This window comes from Brenneria tiliae (assembly GCF_023347575.1).
GTDB classification, from domain to species: domain Bacteria; phylum Pseudomonadota; class Gammaproteobacteria; order Enterobacterales; family Enterobacteriaceae; genus Brenneria; species Brenneria corticis.
The window spans coordinates 142,978-165,893 of sequence record NZ_JAKPCB010000092.1 but is presented as its reverse complement, the minus strand read 5'-3'; the positions used below and the strand labels follow the sequence as shown (position 1 = coordinate 165,893).

General features: G+C 56.8%; 22 protein-coding genes. 16 read left to right on the top strand and 6 right to left on the bottom strand.

Features of this window, described 5'->3' with window-relative positions:
* On the bottom strand, positions 1-1,161 hold the full coding sequence (gene metB, locus MFP24_RS06915) for a cystathionine gamma-synthase (RefSeq protein WP_249229715.1): 1,161 nt from the start codon (positions 1,159-1,161) through the stop codon (positions 1-3).
* A 184-nt stretch (positions 1,162-1,345) separates the two neighbouring features.
* On the opposite strand from metB, the gene metJ reads away from it, so the two are divergent.
* Positions 1,346-1,663: a met regulon transcriptional regulator MetJ gene (metJ, locus tag MFP24_RS06910; RefSeq protein WP_136166586.1), complete on the top strand. Its 318-nt coding sequence runs from the start codon at positions 1,346-1,348 to the stop codon at positions 1,661-1,663.
* Between the two features lie 100 nt (positions 1,664-1,763).
* On the opposite strand, the gene rpmE is transcribed toward metJ, so the two are convergent.
* Positions 1,764-1,979: a 50S ribosomal protein L31 gene (gene rpmE / locus MFP24_RS06905; protein ID WP_009114838.1), complete on the bottom strand. Its 216-nt coding sequence runs from the start codon at positions 1,977-1,979 to the stop codon at positions 1,764-1,766.
* 256 nt (positions 1,980-2,235) lie between these two features.
* Between rpmE and priA the strand changes: the two genes are divergently transcribed.
* From priA to rraA, 7 genes are all read left to right on the top strand, one after another.
* Positions 2,236-4,431: a primosomal protein N' gene (gene priA / locus MFP24_RS06900; protein WP_249229716.1), complete on the top strand. Its 2,196-nt coding sequence runs from the start codon at positions 2,236-2,238 to the stop codon at positions 4,429-4,431.
* 244 nt (positions 4,432-4,675) lie between these two features.
* Positions 4,676-5,719, top strand: a complete 1,044-nt coding sequence (cytR, locus tag MFP24_RS06895) for a DNA-binding transcriptional regulator CytR (protein ID WP_249229717.1) — start codon at positions 4,676-4,678, stop codon at positions 5,717-5,719.
* An 81-nt stretch (positions 5,720-5,800) separates the two neighbouring features.
* Positions 5,801-6,607 carry a cell division protein FtsN gene (gene ftsN, locus MFP24_RS06890; RefSeq protein ID WP_249229718.1) on the top strand — a complete coding sequence of 269 codons (807 nt, stop codon included), beginning with the start codon at positions 5,801-5,803 and terminating at the stop codon, positions 6,605-6,607.
* Between the two features lie 83 nt (positions 6,608-6,690).
* The gene (gene hslV / locus MFP24_RS06885) at positions 6,691-7,221 is read left to right on the top strand and encodes an ATP-dependent protease subunit HslV (protein ID WP_136166590.1); all 531 of its coding nucleotides are present in this window, start codon (positions 6,691-6,693) and stop codon (positions 7,219-7,221) included.
* A gap of 9 nt (positions 7,222-7,230) precedes the next feature.
* Complete coding sequence (hslU, locus tag MFP24_RS06880) at positions 7,231-8,562, top strand: ATP-dependent protease ATPase subunit HslU (protein WP_249229719.1); 1,332 nt, start codon at positions 7,231-7,233, stop codon at positions 8,560-8,562.
* Positions 8,563-8,684: 122 nt separating this feature from the next.
* A complete protein-coding gene (locus tag MFP24_RS06875; RefSeq protein ID WP_249229720.1) occupies positions 8,685-9,602 on the top strand; it encodes a 1,4-dihydroxy-2-naphthoate polyprenyltransferase in 918 nt (305 codons plus the stop codon).
* A 124-nt stretch (positions 9,603-9,726) separates the two neighbouring features.
* A complete protein-coding gene (rraA, locus tag MFP24_RS06870; RefSeq protein ID WP_249229721.1) occupies positions 9,727-10,212 on the top strand; it encodes a ribonuclease E activity regulator RraA in 486 nt (161 codons plus the stop codon).
* Positions 10,213-10,294: 82 nt separating this feature from the next.
* Here rraA and zapB read toward each other — a convergent pair whose 3' ends face one another.
* Entirely contained in the window at positions 10,295-10,534 is a 240-nt protein-coding gene (gene zapB, locus MFP24_RS06865; RefSeq protein WP_136166594.1) for a septal ring assembly protein ZapB, read from the bottom strand.
* A gap of 529 nt (positions 10,535-11,063) precedes the next feature.
* On the opposite strand from zapB, the gene MFP24_RS06860 reads away from it, so the two are divergent.
* From MFP24_RS06860 to fpr, 6 genes are all read left to right on the top strand, one after another.
* Positions 11,064-11,903 carry an MIP/aquaporin family protein gene (locus MFP24_RS06860; protein WP_249229722.1) on the top strand — a complete coding sequence of 280 codons (840 nt, stop codon included), beginning with the start codon at positions 11,064-11,066 and terminating at the stop codon, positions 11,901-11,903.
* 54 nt (positions 11,904-11,957) lie between these two features.
* On the top strand, positions 11,958-13,469 hold the full coding sequence (gene glpK, locus MFP24_RS06855) for a glycerol kinase GlpK (RefSeq protein WP_249229723.1): 1,512 nt from the start codon (positions 11,958-11,960) through the stop codon (positions 13,467-13,469).
* Positions 13,470-13,746: 277 nt separating this feature from the next.
* Complete coding sequence (locus MFP24_RS06850) at positions 13,747-14,739, top strand: LacI family DNA-binding transcriptional regulator (protein WP_249229724.1); 993 nt, start codon at positions 13,747-13,749, stop codon at positions 14,737-14,739.
* A 455-nt stretch (positions 14,740-15,194) separates the two neighbouring features.
* Positions 15,195-16,490: an MFS transporter gene (locus MFP24_RS06845; RefSeq protein ID WP_249229725.1), complete on the top strand. Its 1,296-nt coding sequence runs from the start codon at positions 15,195-15,197 to the stop codon at positions 16,488-16,490.
* Positions 16,491-16,679: 189 nt separating this feature from the next.
* A complete protein-coding gene (glpX, locus tag MFP24_RS06840; protein WP_249229726.1) occupies positions 16,680-17,690 on the top strand; it encodes a class II fructose-bisphosphatase in 1,011 nt (336 codons plus the stop codon).
* Between the two features lie 227 nt (positions 17,691-17,917).
* Entirely contained in the window at positions 17,918-18,664 is a 747-nt protein-coding gene (gene fpr / locus MFP24_RS06835; RefSeq protein ID WP_249229727.1) for a ferredoxin--NADP(+) reductase, read from the top strand.
* Between the two features lie 7 nt (positions 18,665-18,671).
* Here fpr and MFP24_RS06830 read toward each other — a convergent pair whose 3' ends face one another.
* Positions 18,672-19,094: a DUF805 domain-containing protein gene (locus MFP24_RS06830; RefSeq protein ID WP_249229728.1), complete on the bottom strand. Its 423-nt coding sequence runs from the start codon at positions 19,092-19,094 to the stop codon at positions 18,672-18,674.
* A 170-nt stretch (positions 19,095-19,264) separates the two neighbouring features.
* Between MFP24_RS06830 and MFP24_RS06825 the strand changes: the two genes are divergently transcribed.
* Positions 19,265-19,861, top strand: coding sequence for a DUF1454 family protein (locus MFP24_RS06825; RefSeq protein WP_249229729.1), 597 nt, complete (start codon positions 19,265-19,267; stop codon positions 19,859-19,861).
* A gap of 128 nt (positions 19,862-19,989) precedes the next feature.
* Positions 19,990-20,757, top strand: coding sequence for a triose-phosphate isomerase (gene tpiA, locus MFP24_RS06820; RefSeq protein ID WP_249229730.1), 768 nt, complete (start codon positions 19,990-19,992; stop codon positions 20,755-20,757).
* A gap of 119 nt (positions 20,758-20,876) precedes the next feature.
* Here the strand turns inward: tpiA and aguA are convergent, their stop codons facing one another.
* Together aguA and aguB are read right to left on the bottom strand one after the other, a co-directional pair.
* Entirely contained in the window at positions 20,877-21,968 is a 1,092-nt protein-coding gene (aguA, locus tag MFP24_RS06815) for an agmatine deiminase (protein WP_407061982.1), read from the bottom strand.
* Positions 21,969-22,853, bottom strand: a complete 885-nt coding sequence (aguB, locus tag MFP24_RS06810; protein WP_249229731.1) for an N-carbamoylputrescine amidase — start codon at positions 22,851-22,853, stop codon at positions 21,969-21,971.
* Positions 22,854-22,916 lie beyond the last annotated feature (63 nt).

The following is a 22,916-nucleotide window of genomic DNA, read 5'->3' as shown; positions in this document are numbered from 1 at the left end:
TTACCTCTTCGCTGCGGCCTGAAATGCGCGATCCAGATCGGCAACCAGATCGTCGCCATCTTCAATACCGGTTGAAATACGCAGTAACGTTTCAGAAATCCCGGCGGCGGCGCGCGCTTCCGGCGCCATACCGGCATGCGTCATCGTCGCCGCATGGGAAATCAGGCTTTCCACTCCGCCCAGCGACTCCGCCAGGGTAAAGAACTCCAGCGACGCCAGGAAGCGGCGCAGGGTATCTTCATCGCCGTCCAGCTCAAAACTGAGCATGGCGCCAAATCCGGATTGCTGACGGCGCGCGATCTCATGACCGGGATTCTGCGGCAGTGAAGGGTGATATAAATTTTTCACCAGCGGCTGTTGCTGTAAATACTCCACCAACTGTAGCGCATTTTTCTGCGCCGCGGCCATACGCGGAGACAGGGTGCGCAGACCGCGCAGTAGCAGATAGCTGTCAAACGCGCCGCCGGTGACGCCAATATTGTTCGCCCACCAGGCCAGCTCCGTCGCCGTTTCTTGATCGCGGGCAATCACCGCCCCGGCGACCACGTCGGAATGGCCGTTCAGATACTTGGTGCAGGAGTGAACCACCAGATCCGCGCCCAGCGCCAGCGGTTGCTGCAAGGCGGGGCTGAGGAAGGTGTTATCCACCACGCTGACGGCCCCCGCCGCTCGCGCCGCCTGGCAAATGGCCGCGATATCCACCACCCGCAGCAGAGGATTGCTGGGGCTTTCCACCAGCACCAGTTTAGGCTTCTCTTCCAGCGCCGCGTTGAGCGCCGCTTCATCCCCCTGGTCGACAAACCTGACGCGAAAGGCGCCGCGTTTGTTCAGGCTGTCGAACAGGCGGTAGCTGCCGCCATAGCAATCATGCGGCGCTACCAGCAGATCGCCGGGACGCAGAAAGACCGTACACACCAGCATAATGGCCGACATGCCGCTGCTGGTCATCACCGCGTCCGCACCGCCTTCCAGTTCGGCCAGCGCGCGCTGAACGACATCGCGGGTTGGGTTGCCCCGGCGAGAATAGTCGTGCGCTCTTGGCTGATTAAATCCGGTAAAGTTATAGGTACTGGAAAGATGAATGGGGGGGACAACGCAGCCGTATTGCTCGTCATTATTTAATCCGCTGCGTACTGCGATGGTAGCCTGTTTACGCGTCATCTGCTCTTTTCCTGGCTGGAAGCTGAAAGTAGGAACTAAAGAGTAAACCCAGTTGAGTTAGCCGTCAATACATCTAGACTTCTAAACTTCTTTGCGTATAGATTGAGCATCAGCATAATAACCGCTAGAATTGTGCTATTTCATGACAGCTTCTGTCTTCATCACGATTAATTTAAGGTATCCCATGGCTGAGTGGAACGGCGAGTATGTCAGCCCTTACGCTGAACACGGTAAAAAAAGCGAACAGGTTAAAAAAATTACTGTCTCTATTCCGCTGAAAGTATTGAAGATACTGACTGACGAGCGGACCCGGCGTCAGGTTAATAACCTGCGTCACGCAACCAATAGCGAACTGCTGTGCGAGGCTTTTTTGCACGCATTCACCGGCCAGCCGCTGCCGAACGATAAGGATCTTCGTAAAGAACGCAGCGACGAAATTCCGGAAGCGGCCAAAATCATCATGCGGGAGATGGGGATCGACCCGGATACCTGGGAATATTGATGGTCGGGCGGGACGGTGTTATGAGATGTCGTATCGGCGGGTGATAACCAACAAAGGCACCCTTGGGTGCCTTTGTTGTCTTACAGCTGACCGGTAACGCTTATTTTTTGCTGCCCGGTACGCTGAAACGCTTGTTGAAGCGATCGACACGACCACCCGTTGCAACATCACGCTGCTTACCGGTGTAGAACGGGTGGCATTCGCCACAGACGTCCAGGTTCAGGTCGTGACCCACGGTAGAATGGGTTTTGATGACGTTACCGCAAGAGCACGTTGCCGTAACTTCTGCATAATTCGGGTGAATACCTTTTTTCATGGGAAACCTCTGTTAAGGCCGTGTCGCTATCCAGCCCTGTTCCGCCAGACACCACACGAAAGTTGAGTAAGAAGTTGAATCAATCAACCATTATACCACGCAGTATAATGGCGGCGAATCATACAGAATCCAACCAGCCGATGCAATCGCATCCACACATTATCGTGCGCAGCATGTACACTAGCGCCTGTTATTATTTCACGCCTATGCCGCGGTTGGTTAAAATCGCCATATTCTGATCCCTGCCGGAGAAGTCATGTCTGTCGCTCAGGTCGCGCTCCCCGTGCCATTAGCACGTACATTCGATTATATACTCCCCGCGGGCGTTAAGCCTCAGGTTGGCGTGCGCGTCAGCGTCTCTTTCGGCAACCGCAAGGCTATCGGCATTATCGCCGCGCTCAGCGAGTCCAGCGAACTGGCGTTGGCGCAGCTAAAGCCGCTGCACGCCGTACTCGACGAGCAGCCGCTGTTTCCCCCCAGCCTGTGGCGCATTCTGCTGTGGGCGGTGGACTACTATCACTACCCGATCGGGGAAGTGCTGTTCCATGCCTTACCCATCCTGCTGCGCCAGGGCAAGCCGGCGCACCGCGCGCCGCTGTGGCAATGGTTCGCCACGGAACAGGGCAAGGCGACCCCGCTGGACGCGCTGAAGCGCGCGCCGAAACAGCAGCAGGCGATGGCGGCGCTGCTTCAGGCGCCGCTTTACCGCCACCAGGTCGGCGAAACCGACCTGACGGAAACCGCGCTGCAGGCCCTGCGCAAAAAGGGACTGTGCGATTTAACCGCCGCCAGACAAACGGTGCGCGACTGGCGTAAAGACTTCAGCATCTCCACCGAGCGCCTGCGTCTGAATACCGAACAGGCCACCGCCGTCGGAGCGATTCGCAGCGAGGACCAACACTTTGCCGCCTGGTTGCTGGCGGGAATTACCGGCTCGGGAAAAACGGAAGTGTATCTCAGCGTGCTGGAGAACGTACTGACGCAGGGCAAACAGGCCCTGGTCCTGGTGCCGGAGATCGGCCTGACGCCGCAGACCATCGCCCGCTTCCGCGAGCGTTTCAATGCGCCGGTCGACGTGCTGCATTCCGGCCTTAATGACAGCGAACGGCTCGCCGTCTGGCTGAGCGCCCGCGCAGGCGAGACGGCCATCGTCATCGGCACCCGTTCGGCCCTGTTTACCCCCTTTGCCCGGCTGGGCCTGATCGTCATCGACGAGGAGCACGACAGCTCATACAAACAGCAGGAAGGCTGGCGTTATCATGCGCGCGACCTGGCGGTATTCCGCGCCAGAGAGGAAAATATTCCCATCATTATGGGCACGGCCACCCCGGCGCTGGAAACGCTGTATAACGTCCAGACGGGCAAATACCGGCGGTTGAAGCTCAGTAAACGGCCGGGAAACGCCAGGCTGGCCAGCCAGCACCTGCTTGATCTAAAGGGTCAGCCGCTTACCGCCGGGTTATCGCAACCGCTTATCGCCCGCATCCGCCATCACCTGGCGCAGGATAATCAGGTGATTTTATTCCTCAACCGCCGCGGCTTCGCCCCGGTGGTGATGTGCCACGAGTGCGGCTGGATTGCGGAGTGCCCGCGCTGCGATCACTATTACACCCTGCACCAGCATCAGCAGATACTGAGCTGCCATCATTGCGACAGCCACCGCCCGGTGCCGCATCAGTGCCCGCAATGCGGCACCACCAATCTGGTGCCGGTGGGAATGGGGACGGAGCGGCTGGAACAGGTGCTGGAGCCGCTGTTTGCGGGAACGCCGATAACGCGCATCGATCGCGATACCACCAGCCGCAAAGGGGCGCTGGAACAGCAGCTTTCCCAGGTAAGACAGGGCGGCGCCCGCATCCTTATCGGTACGCAAATGCTGGCGAAAGGCCATCACTTTCCCAATGTGACGCTGGTTGCGCTGCTGGACGTCGACAGTTCGCTGTTCTCCGCCGATTTTCGCGCCGCCGAGCGTTTCGCCCAGCTTTATACCCAGGTTTCAGGGCGCGCCGGGCGGGCGGGAAAGGCGGGAGAAGTGGTGTTGCAGACCCATCATCCGGAGCATCCTTTATTGCAAATCCTGCTGCAACAGGGCTACGACGCCTTCGCCAGCCAAACGTTAAAAGAGAGGCAAAGCGTTTTTCTGCCGCCCTACACCAGCCACATCCTGTTTCGCGCCGACGACCATGATAATCAGCAGGCGTCGCTGTTCCTGCAACAGTTGAGGAACCTGCTGGAAAGCAGCCCGCTGCGCGATGAATCGCTGTGGTTGCTTGGTCCGGTGCCGGCATTGCAGCCCAAACGCGCGGGCCGTTTCCGCTGGCAGTTGCTGCTGCAGCATCCCTCAAGGGCGTTGTTGCAACGCCTGGTCAGAACGTCAATACCGTTGATCGGCACGCTGCCGCAGTCGCGCAAGGTAAAGTGGGTGCTGGACGTCGATCCAACGGACAGTTAGCGCATCCGCCGCCGCCGTGGTTGCGAACCGCGTCGAAAAACTGACATCTGTCACAGTTTCTATGCAAATTAAGCAATAAAAATTGCGCTCAATCTGTTAAGACTGTGCGCGGAGGCGGTATTCTGAAAAACATCGCCATTGCGTACCGCCATTGATAAATGACGGCCGAAAACCACAGCCCGCAAGGTAAATCAGAGAATCCTGGCTGATAGCGCCAGTTTACGCTGACGCAAGGAGAAAAGCGTTGGAGCAGAAAAAAGAAGTCGCCACGGCAACGATGAAAGACGTGGCGGACAAGGCCGGCGTGTCGACCGCCACCGTATCGCGTACGTTGATGAATCCGGAAAAAGTATCCGCGACGACGCGCAAGAAAGTCGAACAGGCGGTTATTGCCGTGGGATATTCTCCCCATTCCCTGGCCCGAAACCTCAGGCGCAATGAATCACGCACCATCCTGACTATTGTACCGGACATCTGCGATCCCTATTTTTCCGAGCTATTCAGAGGGATCGAAGAAACCGCGGCCGAACACGGCTATCTGGTACTGATTGGCGACTGCGCCCACCAGCGGCAGAAAGAGAAAACCTTTGTCGATTTAATCATTACCAAACAGATTGACGGTATGCTGCTGCTGGGGTCCGACCTGCCGTTCGACGCCGGGAAAGAAGAGCAGCGCAGCCTGCCGCCGATGGTGATGGCCAATGAATTTTCACCGGAGCTGGAGTTGCCGACGGTACATATTGATAATCTGACGGCCGCGTTTGAGGCGGTGCACTATCTGCATCAGTTGGGCCATCAGCGTATCGCCTGTATTGCCGGGCCGGAACATATGCCCCTGAGCCAATACCGCCTGCAGGGGTATGTTCAGGCGTTGCGCCGCAGCGGCATCACCATTGATAACCAATATATTATCCGCGGCGATTTTACTTATGAAACCGGGGCAAACGGCTTAACGGCGCTGATGAAGCACCCTCAGCCCCCAAGCGCCATTTTTTGCCATAACGACATCATGGCGCTTGGCGTGCTTGCGCAGGCCAAAAAAATCGGGCTGGATATACCGCACGACCTCTCCGTGGTCGGTTTCGACGATATCGAGCAAGCCCGGTACTGCTGGCCGCCATTGACAACGGTGGCGCAACCGCGTTATCAGATCGGACGCGAAGCGATGCTGCTACTATTAGAGCAGCTACACGGCCACCGGGTACAAACCGGCTCCCGGCTGCTGGCCAGCGAACTGGTTATTCGCGACAGCACCGCGGCGCTGAATTATTCCCGCAACAGGCTTTAAGACTTCTGGTGCTGGTCAAATATTTTAGGGTTCAGTAACATGTCCTCCTGATTACTTTATTCAATTCACAGCGAAAAAACAGTGGCACAAAGAGACTACGTCAGCCGGGGGCGCTCGGGCACCCGCCGGAAAAAGACAACCGGCCGGAGAAAAAGCAACGCGTCAGGAACGTCTAAGACCATGATAGCGCTGGCTGTCGCCGTTTTAGTCACCTTTGCGGGCGGGTTGTATTTTATCGCCCATAATACGCCGGAGGAGTCGCCGGTATTGCCACGCCAAAGTACCGGGAAAGGGAATGGACTGCCTCCCAAGCCGGAAGAACGCTGGCGCTACATTAAAGAGCTGGAAAACCGCCAGCTTGGCGTTCCTGCGCCGACCGAACCCTCCGCCGGGGGGGAAATCCAGTCGCCGGTACAGCTGACCGACGAACAACGCCAGCTGCTGGAACAGATGCAGTCCGATATGCGCCGCCAGCCGACGCAGCTCTCCGAGGTGCCTTACAACGATCAGACCCAGGTGCCGCGCTCGGCGGTCACCATCAACCCGCCGGCGCAAACACAGCCGGCAACGCCGCCGGTCACGCGGGCGCCGCCGGCAGCGACGCCGGTAGCGCCGAGGCAGGAAACGGCGAAACAGCCGCCGGCGCCCAAAACGGAAAAAACACAGCGCTGGATTGTGCAGTGCGGATCGTTCAAAAGCATGGAGCCGGCCGAGTCGGTAAGGGCGCAGCTGGCTTTCGCCGGCATTGAAAGCCGCATCGCCTCCAACGGCGGGTGGAACCGCATCACGCTCGGCCCCTATGCCAACCGCGCCGCAGCCGACAAAATGCTGCAGCGTCTCAGAGAGATCGGCACCGCCAGCTGTATCCCGCTTGCCAGTGGGGGTTGAAAACCCCGGCACCCCGCCCCATCTATAAATCAATATGCCCCGCTGACCGCGGGGGCCTTTTTTTCAGTAACGGGGACTTACTCGTGACAACAATTGTAAGTGTACGCCGCAACGGCCATGTGGTCATTGGCGGCGATGGGCAGGCCACGCTGGGAAATACCGTGATGAAAGGCAACGTGCGTAAAGTACGCCGCCTGTATAACGATCGCGTTATCGCAGGCTTTGCCGGCGGTACGGCCGATGCATTCACGCTGTTCGAGCTATTTGAGCGCAAGCTGGAAATGCATCAGGGCCATCTGGTGAAAGCCGCGGTAGAACTGGCGAAGGACTGGCGTACCGACCGTATGCTGCGTCGTCTGGAAGCGCTGCTGGCCGTGGCCGATGAAAATGCGTCGCTGATTATTACCGGCAACGGCGATGTCGTGCAGCCGGAAAATGATTTGATCGCCATCGGCTCCGGCGGTCCTTACGCTCAGGCCGCCGCTCGCGCGTTGCTGGAAAATACCGAGTTAAGCGCACGGGATATTGTCGAGAAATCGTTAGGTATTGCTGGCGATATCTGTATCTACACCAACCAGTTCCACACGATTGAAGAATTAGCCTCCAAGGCGTAAGGATCAACTATGTCTGAAATGACCCCGCGCGAGATAGTCAGCGAACTTGATAGCTATATTATCGGTCAGCACAACGCCAAACGAGCGGTGGCCATCGCGCTGCGCAACCGCTGGCGGCGCATGCAGCTGGAAGAAGCGCTGCGCCACGAAGTCACGCCGAAAAATATTCTGATGATCGGCCCTACCGGCGTGGGTAAGACCGAAATCGCCCGCCGTCTGGCCAAGCTGGCCAATGCGCCGTTCATCAAGGTTGAGGCCACCAAATTTACCGAAGTCGGCTATGTCGGTAAGGAAGTTGACTCGATCATCCGTGATTTGACCGATTCGGCGATAAAAATGGTGCGTCAGCAATCCATCGAGAAGAACCGTCATCGGGCCGAAGAGCTGGCGGAAGAGCGGATCCTCGACGTTCTGATCCCCCCGGCCAAAAACAACTGGGGACAGCCTGAAGAGAATCAGGAACCCTCGGCGACGCGCCAGGCGTTTCGCAAGAAGCTGCGTGAAGGCCAGCTGGACGATAAGGAAATCGAGATCGATCTGACCGCCGCGCCGGTCGGCGTCGAAATCATGGCGCCGCCGGGCATGGAAGAGATGACCAACCAGCTGCAATCCATGTTTCAGAACCTGGCGGGGCAGAAACAGAAAGCCCGCAAGGTGAAAATCAAGGAGGCCTTTAAGCTGCTGGTGGAAGAGGAAGCTGCCAAACTGGTTAACCCGGAAGAGCTGAAGCAGCTGGCGATCGAGTCCGTCGAGCAGCACGGCATCGTGTTTATCGATGAGATCGACAAAATCTGTAAGCGCGGCGAAACCTCCGGCCCGGACGTGTCCCGCGAAGGGGTACAGCGCGACCTGCTGCCGCTGGTGGAAGGCTGCACCGTCTCGACCAAGCACGGTATGGTCAAAACCGACCACATCCTGTTTATCGCCTCCGGCGCGTTCCAGGTTTCCAGCCCGTCGGACCTGATCCCGGAACTGCAGGGACGTTTGCCCATTCGCGTTGAATTACAGGCGCTGACGACGGAGGATTTTGAGCGTATCCTGACGGAGCCAAGCGCATCATTGACCGAGCAATACAAGGCATTGATGGCAACGGAAGGTGTCATCATCGAATTCTCCGCCGACGGGATCCGGCGGATTGCGGAAGCCGCGTGGCAGGTCAACGAGCGTACCGAGAATATCGGCGCCCGTCGTCTGCATACCGTGCTGGAGCGTTTGATTGAAGATATCTCTTACGATGCCAGCGAAATGAGCGGTCAAAACGTTACCATTGACGCAGATTACGTACGTAATCACCTGGATGAATTAGTAGCAGATGAAGATCTGAGCCGATTTATCTTATAATCCGTTTTCACGGACGTCCTGTTAATCGTTAAACGGGAGGCTCTGGCCTCCCGTTTGTGTTTATGGCGCTGCCGTTACCGAAACTTTTTATTATTCATAAACAATAAAAATTGAAGCACACCATGACCTTATCAACCCATAACAGCAAGATCAAAGCCTGGCTGGACAGTTTGCGTCCCAAAACGTTGCCATTAGCTTTCGCCTCTATCGTCACCGGCTCGGCGATTGCAGGCTGGCACAGCAGTTTTAAGCCAGGGATCGCTTTACTGGCTTTGCTTACCGCCGGATTACTGCAGATTCTGTCCAATCTGGCGAATGACTATGGGGATGCGGTAAAAGGCAGCGACACCGCGGACCGCATCGGTCCGCTGCGCGGGATCCAGACCGGCGCCATTACCCTGACGCAGCTCAGGAACGCGCTGATAGCGACCGTTGCCCTGACCATTATTTCCGGGGTGTCGCTGGTGATTGCCGCCTGTGAAAAACCAACCGATATCATCGGCTTTCTGATCCTGGGATTACTGGCTATTCTGGCCGCCATTACCTATACCGTCGGCAACAAGCCTTACGGCTATATCGGGCTGGGCGATATCTCGGTGCTGATATTCTTCGGCTGGCTGAGCGTGGCCGGCTCCTACTACCTGCAAACGGGCCATTTCGACAGCATCGTCCTGCTGCCGGCCACCGCCTGCGGCCTGCTGGCCACCGCGGTGCTGAATATCAACAACCTGCGCGATATCGACAACGACCGCATCAGCGGGAAAAATACCCTGGCGGTGCGCCTGGGATCGCAAAAGGCCCGCTGCTATCACACCGTGCTGCTGCTGCTGGCGCCGGTTTGCCTCGGACTGTTCGCCATACTCTATCTGCACAGTCTGGCCGGCTGGCTGTTTATCCTGACGCTGCCTTTGCTGCTCAAACAGGCCATTTACGTGCTGCGCGAAACCAGCGCGTTCAGCATGCGCCCGATGCTGGAAAAAACCGTCAAAGGCGCTCTGCTGACCAATCTTCTGTTTGCCGTGGGCGTTATGCTGAGCTGACAGGAAGTGCGCAAGATACGCAACGGTTTACTGATGCGTATCAAGTTAACATTTGATGATTTTGCCAACATCCTTCAGAAAGGGATATACTCATTACCCCCAGCGGCAAACTGACGTCAATCCTATGAAATACGATACTTCCGAACTGTGCGATATCTATCACGAAGAGGTTAACGTTGTCGAACCTCTGTTCTCCAATTTTGGCGGGCGTACTTCATTTGGTGGGAAAATCACCACGGTGAAATGTTTTGAGGATAACGGCCTGCTTTATGACCTGCTGGAAGAGAACGGCAGCGGGCGCGTGCTCCTGATCGACGGCGGCGGCTCGGTGCGTCGGGCGTTAATCGACGCCGCGCTGGCCAGGCTGGCGACCCAGAACGAATGGGAAGGCATCGTCGTCTACGGCGCCGTGCGTCAGGTGGACGATCTGGCTGAGCTGGATATCGGCATCCAGGCGATGGCCGCGATCCCGGTCGGGGCGGTCGGCGAAGGCGTTGGCGAGAGCGATATCCGGGTTAATTTCGGCGGCGTGACGTTCTTCTCCGGCGATCACCTCTACGCTGACAACACCGGGATCATTCTGGCGGAAGATCCGCTGGATATTGAATAACGCCCCGTTCGGTGGTGAAAAGGGCGAATCATCGCCCTTTTCTGCAAAACCCGCAGCCTATCTCGGTATGGGATGGATGCGCTTAGACCTCTTCCATTTTCCCTAACAGCGCGCGCAGGCGATCCTGCCAGACCGTCTGTTCTTCTTTCAGCTGTTCGTTCTCGCGCACCAGCGCTTCACGGGAACCCGCCGCCGCCTGCACCTCTTGCGACAAGGCGTTGTTTTTCTCTTTCAGCTCTTCAATTTCCATTTGTAACAAAGTAATAGTATCAATCGCTTGCTGAACTTTTGCTTCCAGCTTTTCAAACACTTCAAATGACATTCTTCAAACCCCTTTTAATCGCAAGGCATAAATTCGGTTAACGCCGGCCCGCGGCAGCTGCGCGATCGCACACCTGACGCGGCGCCCGTCGTTTAATACGCCTATAGACGTAACCTGATGGCGAAACTGATCAACAGCGACCATAACGGAATTGTATGTAGCCAATGTATCCCTGTCTAGCAGACATCCCCCCACAATATCGAGTGTGACATCTTTTCTTCGCCGCCACTATCAGCACAAACTGAAAAACAGGCCTGACGGCCGGCCTTCTTTATGGCTAAAGTTAATAAATTTAACCTGGCATTTAACATAAGGCGGGCGTTACCAACCACCAAACGGCAATTCACCATGCGAATACGCTCATTTTTTTGACAAACAACACACATTTTGATTTCGATATTTCTCGTTTTCGAACATTAACGATAAATTCACATCACCAATACATTCAAAGCAAGAAAGCAAAGGACGCTGCATTCCGGTTCCCTTGCAAGATCCACCACTCTGTACCCTAGCCATTAGGAAAATAATTATGAGTCAATTAGAAAGTTCCACCTTAAAAGGCCAGTGTATCGCCGAGTTTCTGGGCACCGGCCTGTTGATCTTCTTCGGCGTCGGCTGCGTCGCCGCGTTAAAACTGGCGGGCGCCAGCTTCGGGCAATGGGAAATCAGCATCATCTGGGGGTTGGGGGTGGCGATGGCCATTTACCTGACCGCCGCGATTTCCGGCGCGCATCTTAACCCGGCGGTCACTATCGCCCTGTGGCTGTTCGCCTGTTTTGATCGCCGCAAAGTCGTCCCCTACATTCTGGCCCAGATAGCGGGCGCATTCTGCTCCGCGGCGCTGGTCTACGGCCTGTATTACAATCTGTTCGTGGATTTTGAGCAGACGCACCATATAGTGCGCGGCAGCGTGGAAAGCCTGAATCTCGCCAGTACCTTCTCGACTTATCCGCACCCGCAGATTTCCGTCATCCAGGCGTTCCTGGTCGAAACGGTGATTACCGCTATCCTGATGTGTCTGATTCTGGCGCTGACCGACGACGGCAACGGTATCCCGCGCGGGCCGCTGGCGCCGCTGCTGATCGGTATTTTAATCGCCGTTATCGGCGCCTCCATGGGGCCGCTCACCGGCTTTGCGCTGAACCCGGCGCGTGACTTCGGTCCCAAGCTGTTCACCTTCCTGGCGGGCTGGGGAGAGGTCGCTTTCACCGGCGCGCGCGACATACCTTACTTCCTGGTGCCGATTTTCGGCCCCATCGTCGGCGCCTGCCTGGGAGCCTTCGGCTACCGCGCCTTGATTGGCCGCCATCTGCCGTGTGACGTTTGCAAAACCGACGGCGAAACGACGGTAGGCACCGAGACCCGTTAAACTTAACGCCACGGCGATCGTTCCTTTACGGTTAACAATGACAGGATTGAATTTATGACCACGGAAAAAAAATACATAGTCGCGCTCGATCAGGGCACCACCAGCTCCCGCGCCGTAGTGCTGGATCATGACGCCAACATCATCAGCGTTTCACAGCGCGAGTTCAGCCAAATTTATCCAAAAGCGGGTTGGGTAGAACACGACCCGATGGAAATCTGGGCTTCGCAAAGCTCCACGCTGGTGGAAGTGCTGGCCAAAGCCGATATCAATTCCGACGAAGTCGCGGGCATCGGCATCACCAACCAGCGCGAAACCGCCATCGTGTGGGAGAAAGACACCGGCAAACCGATTTACAACGCCATTGTCTGGCAGTGCCGCCGCACGGCGGAGATCTGCGAAAAGCTGAAGAAAGACGGTCTGGAGCAGTATATCCGCGACACCACCGGCCTGGTGATCGACCCCTATTTCTCCGGCACCAAGGTGAAATGGATCCTCGATCACGTTGAAGGCTCGCGCGAGCGGGCGCAGCGCGGCGAACTACTGTTCGGCACCGTGGATACCTGGCTGATCTGGAAAATGACCCAGGGACGCGTCCACGTCACCGATTACACCAACGCCTCCCGCACCATGCTGTTCAATATCCATACCCTTGAATGGGATGAGCGCATGTTGCAGGCGCTGGATATTCCACGCGCCATGCTGCCCGAAGTGCGCGCCTCCTCGGAAATTTACGGGCAAACCAATATCGGCGGTAAAGGCGGCACGCGTATCCCGATTGCCGGTATCGCCGGCGATCAGCAGGCGGCGCTGTACGGCCAGCTGTGCGTTCATCCGGGGATGGCGAAAAACACCTACGGCACCGGCTGCTTCCTGCTGATGAACACCGGCACCGAAGCCGTGCTCTCAAAACACGGCCTGCTGACCACCATTGCCTGCGGGCCGCGCGGTGAAGTCAATTACGCCCTGGAAGGCTCCGTCTTCGTCGGCGGCGCCTCCATCCAGTGGCTGCGCGATGAGCTGAAGCTGATTGGCGAATCGATGGATTCGGAATACTTCGCCACCAAAGTCAAGGATACCAACGGCGTGTATGTGGTTCCCGCCTTTACCGGGCTTGGCGCCCCCTACTGGGACCCGTACGCCCGCGGCGCGATCTTCGGCCTGACCCGCGGCGTCAACGCCAACCACATTATCCGCGCCACGCTGGAATCCATCGCCTACCAGACTCGCGATGTGCTGGACGCCATGCAGGCGGACGCGAATACCCGCCTGAAGGCGCTGCGCGTCGATGGCGGCGCCGTCGCCAACAACTTCCTGATGCAATTCCAGTCCGATATTCTCGGCACCCGCGTCGAGCGTCCGGAAGTGCGCGAAGTGACCGCTCTGGGCGCCGCTTTCCTGGCCGGTCTGGCGACCGGATTCTGGAACGATCTGGATGAAGTGAAAAGCAAAGCCACCATTGAACGTGAATTCCGCCCCAGTATCGAAACGGTTGAGCGCAACTTCCGTTACAAAGGCTGGCAAAAAGCCGTCGCCCGCGCCCGTGAATGGGAAGAGCACGACGAGTAATCCCCACCGGGCGCGCCCGTCGCGCCCGTTTTCCCACGCCCGATCCCAGCGCCCCGGCGCACGCTTTACCAGCGCTAAAACGGCGGCCAGGGCCGTTCCGCAGCATGTTACGGCAAGGTGTTACCATTTTCGTGATCGGCATCATGTCGTTATTCAACACCCTCTTGCTGTTAGCGATAATATTGCCCCGCGCCGCGGGTAACGGGCTTTCCATTTCAGAGGGCCAGAGTGCATAATCTTATTTTCTTCCCATGCCATTCCTTCAGGTAGCCTCCGCATGAAAAACCAGCGCGTCACGCTGCAGGATATTGCACAGTTATCCGGCGTCACCAAGATGACCGTCAGCCGTTACCTTCGCACGCCGGATAAAGTTGCGCCTGAAACCGCCAAACGCATCGCCCAGGTGATGGCCGAGGTCAATTACTGCGACGAAAATCGCAAAGAAGGCACGCAGCCCGCCTTCGCGCCGCGCATTGGCATACTGGTGCCCTCATTTAACAACCAAATATTTTCCGACCTGCTGGCAGGCATCGAGTCGGTAACAGCGGCAAACGGTTATCAGACGCTGGTGGTGAACTACGACTACGATAAAAACCGCGAAGAAGAGCAGATTATCAATCTGTTATCCTGCCAGCTTGCCGGTTTGATTCTGACCGATTCCGAACATACGCTGCGCGCCAACAAGTATCTGGATTCGGCGGAAATCCCCATCGCCCAGGTGATGGATCTGGAACCGCTTGCCGGGCGTATCGTCGTGGGATTCAACAACTATCAGGCGGCGTATGATATGACCGTAGCGCTGCTGGCCAGCGGTAAACGTCACGTCGTCTACTTTGGCTCGATGTCGGATATACGGGATCGCAAGCGTTATCAGGGTTACAGCCAGGCGATGCAGGATGCCGGCCTCTCCGCGCGGCAAATCACGCCCAATAAGGTTTCCTCGGTATCAATCGGCGCGGGTATGCTGACGCTGTTGCGTCAGATGTATCCGCAAGTGGACGCCATATTCTGTACCAATGACGATATCGCGGTTGGCGTGTTACAGGAATGCCTGCGGCTGTCCATCGCCGTCCCGGCGCAGATGGCGATATCCGGTTTTCACGGCCTGGATATCGGCCAGGCCACCACCCCCGCCGTTGCCAGCGTCGTCACCCCGCGCTTTGAGATGGGCAAAGTGGCGACTGATATTTTAATTAAAAAAATCAACAAATTGCCCACGATAGAATACGTGGATCTCCACTATCGGCTTTCCCTTGGCGGGACGCTTTAACCCTCGTTCAAGGGAGACGCCCGTTACCCTTGCGCCTCCTCCTCCATACATTTTTCCGCCTGACGGCCCGCTGCCGTCAGGAGAATTGCAGGGCCGATCACGTTACCGGTAACATCTTTTGTTAACATGATTTACAGTGATCTGGGTCACAAACATAAAGCCTGAAAAAAGGTCTCATATTTACATCGGTTAATAACAGGAACGATATTATTTTTGACGAGTGAAATGGGAATAAATAACACCTCGGCAGGCAGCGTTATTTATTATATAAACATTTCATAAAGATCATTAGTGAAAATAAAAACCAGATACTTGTTTGTGGATTTTTAATTTTAAAAATCTACCGGGATTTTCTATCCATACCCAATAGACTTCAACGTGCGGGGGAGCCGGCACGCCTGCGGTTTGAAGTATGACGGGTATAAAAATATTATTTTTAAATAAAACAGGTAACCATGATGACAATTAAAAAGTTGGCGGTTCGACGTTGGTGGTATTTAATGCCCATCATATTTATTACCTATAGTCTGGCCTATCTCGATCGGGCTAATTATGGATTTGCCGCCGCCTCCGGCATTGAGGTCGATTTAGGGATCACCAAAGGAACGTCTTCTTTAATCGGCGCACTTTTTTTCCTGGGCTATTTTTTCTTTCAGGTGCCAGGGGCGCTATATGCCGTCAAGCGTAGCGTGCGGAAATTAATATTTTGCAGCCTGATTTTATGGGGTCTTTGCGCGGCGGCGACGGGGATGGTCAGCAATATCGCCATGCTGATGGTGATCCGCTTTATACTCGGCGTGGTCGAGGCGGCGGTGATGCCCGCCATGCTGATTTACATCAGTACCTGGTTTACCAAAGCAGAACGTTCCCGCGCCAATACCTTTCTTATTCTGGGAAACCCGGTCACCGTGCTATGGATGTCCATTGTTTCCGGTTACCTGATCAACGCTTACGGCTGGCGCGAAATGTTTATCATCGAAGGCGCCCCGGCCATTATCTGGGCTTTCTGCTGGTGGATTCTGGTTCGCGACAAACCATCCGACGTATCATGGTTAAGCGCGCAGGAAAAAGCCGACTTGCAGAGGGTAATGGACGATGAACAGAAAAATATCAAACCCGTGCGTAACTATGGCGAGGCGCTGCGCTCCCGCAATGTGATTATGCTCTGCGCCGTGCACGCCTTATGGAGTATCGGCGTCTATGGTTTTATGATGTGGATGCCGTCAATTATCAAATCCGCCGCAGCCATGGATATCGTCTCCGTCGGCTGGCTGTCGGCGCTGCCCTATTTTTCCGCCGTCGTCACCATGCTGAGCGTCTCCTGGCTGTCCGATAAAATGCAGAACCGTCAATTATATATCTGGCCGCTACTGCTGATCGCCTCCGCGGCGTTTTTCACCTCTTACAGCATCGGCAATCAGTACTTCTGGATCTCCTATGCCTTGCTTGTCGTCGCCGCAGCCTGCATGTATGCGCCCTACGGGCCGTTCTTTGCGCTGATCCCTGAACTGCTGCCGAAAAACGTCTCTGGCGTATCCATCGGGTTAATCAATAGCTTCGGCGCGCTGGGAGCCTTCCTGGGAGCCTGGCTGGTGGGTTATCTGAACGGCATTACCGGCAATCCAAGTATGTCATACAGTTTTATGGCCGCGGCGCTGCTGCTGTCGGTGGTAATCATGACCCGGGTTCGCGCTCCCGCGCAGCAAAAACCCGTCATTCCCCATGCCGGGAAAAGCCTTACCCAGCGTTAATTATTATGGTCCGTGCCGTTCAGGCGGCACGTTCCGGCCCCCTATTGACGAAAAAGGCGGGCGGATGAAACCGCGCTGATACGCCGTCAGGATCCTATCCGTTGCCTGTCATTTACGTCCCCCGCCTTCGGGTGTGATAAAATCCCCGCCCACAAACTCCCTTTCCGGTTCAATAACAGACAGGTATCCATGAAACGTGAATTAGCCATCGAATTCTCGCGCGTCACCGAGGCGGCCGCGCTGGCAGGCTATAAATGGTTAGGCCGCGGCGACAAAAACGCCGCTGACAACGCGGCGGTGCAGGCCATGCGCATTATGCTCAATCAGGTCGATATCACCGGCCGGATTGTTATCGGCGAAGGCGAAATCGATGAAGCGCCGATGCTGTATATCGGCGAACAGGTCGGTACCGGGCAGGGTGACGCGGTGGATATCGCCGTCGATCCCATCGAAGGTACGCGCATGACCGCCATGGGGCAGGCCAACGCGCTGGCGGTGCTGGCGGTCGGCGAAAAAGGGGCTTTTCTGCACGCACCCGACATGTATATGGAAAAACTGATTGTCGGCCCGGAGGCCAAGGGCATTATCGACCTGCAGCTCCCGCTGGCGGAAAACCTGCGCAATATCGCCCGCAAGATGAATAAACCGCTCAGCCAGTTAACGGTGATTACCCTGGCCAAACCGCGTCATGACGCGGTGATTGCGGAGATGCAGCAGTTGGGCGTGAAGGTGTTCGCCATTCCCGACGGCGACGTTGCCGCCTCCATTCTTACCTGCATGCCGGACAGCGAAGTCGACGTGCTGTACGGCATCGGCGGCGCGCCGGAAGGCGTTATCTCCGCGGCGGTGATCAGAGCGCTCGACGGCGATATGCAGGGCCGGCTGCTGGCGCGCCATCAGGTTAAAGGCGACAGCGAAGAGAACCGCCGCATCGGCGAAGATGAGCTGGCGCGCTGCCGGGAAATGGGCATCGAGGCCGGGAAAGTGTTGCCGCTCGACGAGATGGCGCGTAATGACAACGTGATTTTCTCGGCAACCGGCATCACCAAGGGCGATCTGCTGGAAGGGATCGCGCGCCGCGGCAATATCGCCACCACCGAAACCCTGCTGATCCGCGGAAAATCACGCACCATCCGCCGCATCAAATCCACCCATTACCTCGACCGCAAGGATCGGACGCTGCATGATTTTCTGCTTTAACCCGATGGTTAACCAATCTATTTTAACCGCCTAATTGTTTCACAATTGTTAATAAATGGCGTATCGTAGAGGCGGCCAATTAATGGCCGCACGGACATAACGCGGATATCGCCGGCCGTTGTATCCCGCAGTACATCCCATGATTGCCTGGCGCGGAAAAGCCGCCGCGCCTGCGATTTGCCGGATAGCGGATACCACGGTAATAACAGAAACAGGAGCACACAACGATGGCTGAATGGGTGACAGGCAAAGTTATTCAGGTGGAAAACTGGACGGAGAGTTTGTTCAGCATCCGGGTTCATGCCCCCACCGCGCCCTTCACCGCCGGGCAGTACGCCAAACTGGCGCTGGATGTGAACGGCGAGCGCGTGCAGCGGGCCTATTCCTATGTCAACGCCCCCAGCGACCGCAATCTTGAGTTCTATCTGGTCACGGTTCCCGAGGGGAAATTAAGCCCGCGCTTACTCGATTTGCAGCCCGGTGATGAAGTCATGGTGACCAAAGACGCCGCCGGTTTTTTTGTGCTGGAGGAGATTCCAGAATGCGAAACCCTGTGGATGCTGGCCACCGGCACGGCGATCGGACCTTATCTCTCCATTCTGCAGGAAGGCAAAGATCTGGCGCGCTTTAAAAACATCGTGCTGGTTCACGCCGCCCGCTTTGCCCGCGACCTGAGCTATTTACCGCTGATGCAGCAACTGCAACAACGCTACCTCGGCCAGTTGCAGATTCAAACGGTAACCAGCCGGGAAGAAAACGCCGGCTCATTGACCGGCCGCATCCCCGCGCTGATCGCCAACGGCGCGCTTGAGGCTGCGGTGGGATTGCCGATGGATGCCGCGACCAGCCATATCATGCTGTGCGGCAACCCGCAGATGGTGCGCGATACCCAGCAAATACTGAAAGAAGAGCGGCAAATGACCAAGCATCTGCGCCGCAGGCCCGGTCATATCACCAGTGAGCACTACTGGTGATAAACATTCAGCGGCGGAACCTGACCGGTTCCGCTTGCGGCCCAAAACGGTTGTCTCCGGACGTGCCGACAAAAACGCCGCAGTCGAGAAATACCATCACGCAGATAAGGATGGGGAGAAAACGGCCGATGCCCCACTGCCAGATGGCCGGCAGCATATACCAGTTACCGGCCGCCAGAATCCACGCCACGATTAACAGCAGCGCCCACCAGCCGCTTTTATTACGATCGTGCAGACGCTTTACCACTATCGCCGCCGTAGGCCACAGCAACGCCACCAGAGCGAAAGCGGTGGATTGCGTATCCAGCCACTTCAGGCCGGCCAAGGTGAACAGCAGCAGCATCAGCGCCAGCCAGATGCCAAGCCAAATCCAGAAATCACGACGGCCGATACGGCCTTTAAACGAGAAACACCATTGCTGTAGCGTCATTACGCATCGAACCCCGCATATCAATTCGGGCCGATTTTACCCCAACAGGATGGCGCACCGGCAATCTTTCTGCGAATTTTGACAATACCCAGCGAATGCCGCTTTAATCAGACGTATCGTCGTTATTCGCCGCCGTCGGCTCAATTTAACCTTCACCTGATAAAGTACCCATGACAAGAAAAACCCTGGCGCTCCTGTTTACCCTGTCGGCACTGACGCTCTATCTTCCCGGCGCACGGTCCGATCCGACTTTTCCGCCGAAAACGCCGGTCGCCGCCCCCTATCTGCTGTCGGGCGCGCCTACGTTCGACGAAACGGTCGTGCAGTTTCGCACGCGTTACAACCTGAGCAATCCGACGCTGCCGATCAGCGAATTCCGCGTGGTCGATAGCGGCCACAGCGCCGGTCAGTTGACCCGAGCCGCCAGCAAAATCAACGATCGGCTATATGCTTCAACGGCGTTGGAGAAAGGGACGGGTAAAATCAAAACGCTGCAAATTACCTGGGTCCCACAGCCGGAAGAGACGGAAACGGAAGCCCGGCGCGCGCAGGCCGTCAGCTATATGGCGGCGCTGTTGCGGGCTTTTGTTCCGTCGTTGACGGAGGAGCAGAGCATCAAAAAAATCACCGAATTACTGACAAAAGGCAAAGGACAGCACTTTTACCAGCAAACCGAGGGCGCTTTGCGCTATGTTGTGGCGGACAACAGCGAAAAGGGACTAACTTTTGCTGTTGAACCGATTAAGCTAACGCTATCCACCCCCTGATCAACGCGGCAATTAATGACGAAAAACCGAGCCACGGCAACGTTTCGTCTTTATACTATTAGCAGGTCAGACTGCCGGATAGGCAGTAAAATTTTGATTCACTCGCTATTCCGCCTGGAGGAAAAAAAATGCGACATCCATTAGTTATGGGTAACTGGAAACTGAACGGCAGCACCGCTATGGTCAACGAGCTGATTACCGGCCTGCGCCATGAACTGAGCGCGGTTGACGGCTGCGGCATCGCCATCGCCCCGCCGGCGATCTATCTGGATCAGGCTAATCATCAACTGGCTGGCAGCCGCATCCATCTGGGCGCGCAAAACGTAGACGTCAATCTTTCCGGCGCCTATACCGGTGAAACCTCCGCCGCCATGCTGAAAGATATCGGTGCGAAATACATTATCATCGGCCACTCGGAACGCCGCACTTATCACAAAGAAAGCGATGAATTCATTGCTAAAAAATTCGGCGTACTGAAAGAAACCGGCTTGATTCCGGTACTGTGCATCGGTGAAAGCGAAGCTGAAAATGAAGCCGGACAGACTGAAGCCGTTTGCGCGCGTCAACTGGACGCGGTGCTGAATACGCTGGGCGCCAAAGCGTTTGAAAACGCGGTCATCGCCTACGAACCTATCTGGGCTATCGGTACCGGCAAGTCGGCCACTCCGGCTCAGGCTCAGGCGGTTCACAAGTTTATCCGCGATCATATCGCCAAACAGGATAAGGCTGTTGCTGAACAGGTTATTATTCAGTACGGCGGCTCCGTTAACGCCTCCAACGCGGCGGAACTGTTCACTCAGCCGGACATCGACGGCGCGCTGGTCGGCGGCGCCTCGCTGAAAGCCGACGCTTTCGCGGTGATCGTTAAAGCCGCGGCGGAAGCCAAACGCGGCTAAGTTCACTATCTTCCTGGGGTTTTACCCCACCCCGGCCCTCCCCTTCACTGGGGAGGGAGAATGCTCCTCCCCCTGACAAGGGGGAGGCCGGGAGGGGGTTATCAATAACGCTTCCCGCCTTATCTCACCGCCGGAATTTGCTGGGTAATACAGTGGATATTACCGCCCCCCAGCAGGATCTCGCGGGCGGGCACGCCGCTTATCGCATAGCCCGGAAATATCTGCTGTAACAGGGCGCGGGCAATATCATCGGTACGTTCGTCCAGCAGCGGGAAAATAATCTGCCGGTTGCTGATCAGGAAGTTCACGTACGATCCCGCCAAGCGCGATCCGGCATTACGCTCAATCGCATTCCCCGCATCCACGCCCTGCGTCTCTTCCGGCGTGGCGTATAGCGGCCCCGGCGCCGGCAGCTTCCAGATTTTCAGCTGACGCCCCTGCGCATCGCGCGCGGCGGACAACACCTCATAAGCCGCCGCCGACCGGGGATACTGCGGGTCGTTTTTATCATCGGTCCAGTGCAGCGCCACTTCTCCGGGGCGGACAAAACAGCACATATTGTCGATATGCCCGTCGGTTTCGTCGTTATAAACCCCCTCCGCCAGCCAGATAATCGTCGAGACGCCCAGATAATCACGCATCAGCTGTTCGATCTGCGCTTTGCTCAACTGCGGGTTGCGATTGGGATTCAGCAGGCACTCCGCCGTGGTCAGCAGCGTTCCTTCGCCGTCGCTATGGATTGAACCGCCCTCAAGCACCAACGGCGCGGCGTAGCGTGCATCGCCATGATAGGAGAGCACCTGCGCGGCCACCTTTTCATCCTGGCGCCAGTCTTCATACAGACCGCCGAGTTCGCCGCCCCAGGCGTTAAACCGCCAGTCAATGCCGCGGCGCTCGCCCGCCTGATTCAGCACCATCGTCGGGCCGGTATCGCGCATCCAGGCGTCATCGCTCTCCATGGCGACCAGCGTGACGCTGCCGGGCATGGTGCGTTTGGCGTCATCCAGATAACGGGCCGGCACGCCCATGATTACCGGCGTTTGCTGCGCGATGGCGTCGGCCACAGCGGCAAAGGTTCGCTGCGCCGGCAGCGCATCATCGCGCCAGTTATCGCGGCGATAGGGCCACAGCATCCACACGGCTTCCTGCGGCGCCCACTCGGCCGGCATCGTAAAACCATCCTGATACGGCGTGGTCAATTGTGACATCATTTATCTCCGCGTCTTGCCGTCAGAGCTGGCGATCGCGCCGTACATGTCCGGACGGCGATCGCGGAACAGTCCCCAGGACGCGCGCTGCGCGGCGATGGCGTTCAGATCGAAGGTATGCACCAGTACGGTTTCGTCGGTTTTGTTGGCCTGCGCCACCAGCGCGCCGGTTTGATCGGCGATGAAGGAGGAGCCGTAAAAGGTCATTTCCAGACCGTCGATATATTTACTGGCTTCAGTGCCGATACGGTTGGAGGCAATCACCGGCACCAGATTGGCGGCGGCGTGGCCCTGCTGAACCCGGGTCCAGTGCGGCTGACTGTCGATATCCGGGTACGCCGGCTCGGAGCCGATCGCCGTCGGATAGAAAATCAGCTCCGCGCCCTGCAACGCCAGGCAACGCGCGGTTTCCGGGAACCACTGATCCCAGCAGATGCCGACGCCGATTTTCGCATAGCGCGTCTGCCAGACTTTAAAACCGCTATCGCCGGGGATAAAGAACTGCTTCTCCTGATACGCCGGACCGTTGGGAATATGGGTCTTGCGATACAGATCGAGCACCGAACCGTCGGCGTCGATCACCACCAGCGAGTTGTAGTAAGCATTATTGGCACGTTCGAAAAAGCTCAGCGGCAGCACAACTTCCAGCTCGGCCGCCAGCGCGGAGAAATGTTTAATCAGCGGGCTGGTTTCCAGCTCCTGCGCCAGAGCGTAGTGTTCCGGGCTCTGATCGATACAGAAATAAGGCGCGGCAAACAGCTCCTGAATCAGGATCACCTGCGCCCCTTTGGCATGCGCTTGTCGCACCAGCTTTTCGGCATTCTCAATATTCCTGGGCAGATCCCAGGAGCACGCCATTTGCGTTGCGGCAACGGTAACTTTTGTCATGCGAAAACCTCAATAATAGCTATTTATACCCGCCCTTTTGCGCCAGGCGGATATCGGTAGTAA

Bases quoted from the DNA above. Each gene is read 5' to 3' on its own strand.
- metB (WP_249229715.1), bottom strand. From the start codon at position 1,161: ATGACGCGTAAACAGGCTACCATCGCAGTACGCAGCGGATTAAATAAT.
- metJ (WP_136166586.1), top strand. From the start codon at position 1,346: ATGGCTGAGTGGAACGGCGAGTATGTCAGCCCTTACGCTGAACACGGT.
- rpmE (WP_009114838.1), bottom strand. From the start codon at position 1,979: ATGAAAAAAGGTATTCACCCGAATTATGCAGAAGTTACGGCAACGTGC.
- priA (WP_249229716.1), top strand. From the start codon at position 2,236: ATGTCTGTCGCTCAGGTCGCGCTCCCCGTGCCATTAGCACGTACATTC.
- hslU (WP_249229719.1), top strand. From the start codon at position 7,231: ATGTCTGAAATGACCCCGCGCGAGATAGTCAGCGAACTTGATAGCTAT.
- MFP24_RS06875 (WP_249229720.1), top strand. From the start codon at position 8,685: ATGACCTTATCAACCCATAACAGCAAGATCAAAGCCTGGCTGGACAGT.
- rraA (WP_249229721.1), top strand. From the start codon at position 9,727: ATGAAATACGATACTTCCGAACTGTGCGATATCTATCACGAAGAGGTT.
- zapB (WP_136166594.1), bottom strand. From the start codon at position 10,534: ATGTCATTTGAAGTGTTTGAAAAGCTGGAAGCAAAAGTTCAGCAAGCG.
- MFP24_RS06860 (WP_249229722.1), top strand. From the start codon at position 11,064: ATGAGTCAATTAGAAAGTTCCACCTTAAAAGGCCAGTGTATCGCCGAG.
- glpK (WP_249229723.1), top strand. From the start codon at position 11,958: ATGACCACGGAAAAAAAATACATAGTCGCGCTCGATCAGGGCACCACC.
- MFP24_RS06850 (WP_249229724.1), top strand. From the start codon at position 13,747: ATGAAAAACCAGCGCGTCACGCTGCAGGATATTGCACAGTTATCCGGC.
- MFP24_RS06845 (WP_249229725.1), top strand. From the start codon at position 15,195: ATGATGACAATTAAAAAGTTGGCGGTTCGACGTTGGTGGTATTTAATG.
- glpX (WP_249229726.1), top strand. From the start codon at position 16,680: ATGAAACGTGAATTAGCCATCGAATTCTCGCGCGTCACCGAGGCGGCC.
- fpr (WP_249229727.1), top strand. From the start codon at position 17,918: ATGGCTGAATGGGTGACAGGCAAAGTTATTCAGGTGGAAAACTGGACG.
- MFP24_RS06830 (WP_249229728.1), bottom strand. From the start codon at position 19,094: ATGACGCTACAGCAATGGTGTTTCTCGTTTAAAGGCCGTATCGGCCGT.
- MFP24_RS06825 (WP_249229729.1), top strand. From the start codon at position 19,265: ATGACAAGAAAAACCCTGGCGCTCCTGTTTACCCTGTCGGCACTGACG.
- tpiA (WP_249229730.1), top strand. From the start codon at position 19,990: ATGCGACATCCATTAGTTATGGGTAACTGGAAACTGAACGGCAGCACC.
- aguA (WP_407061982.1), bottom strand. From the start codon at position 21,968: ATGATGTCACAATTGACCACGCCGTATCAGGATGGTTTTACGATGCCG.
- aguB (WP_249229731.1), bottom strand. From the start codon at position 22,853: ATGACAAAAGTTACCGTTGCCGCAACGCAAATGGCGTGCTCCTGGGAT.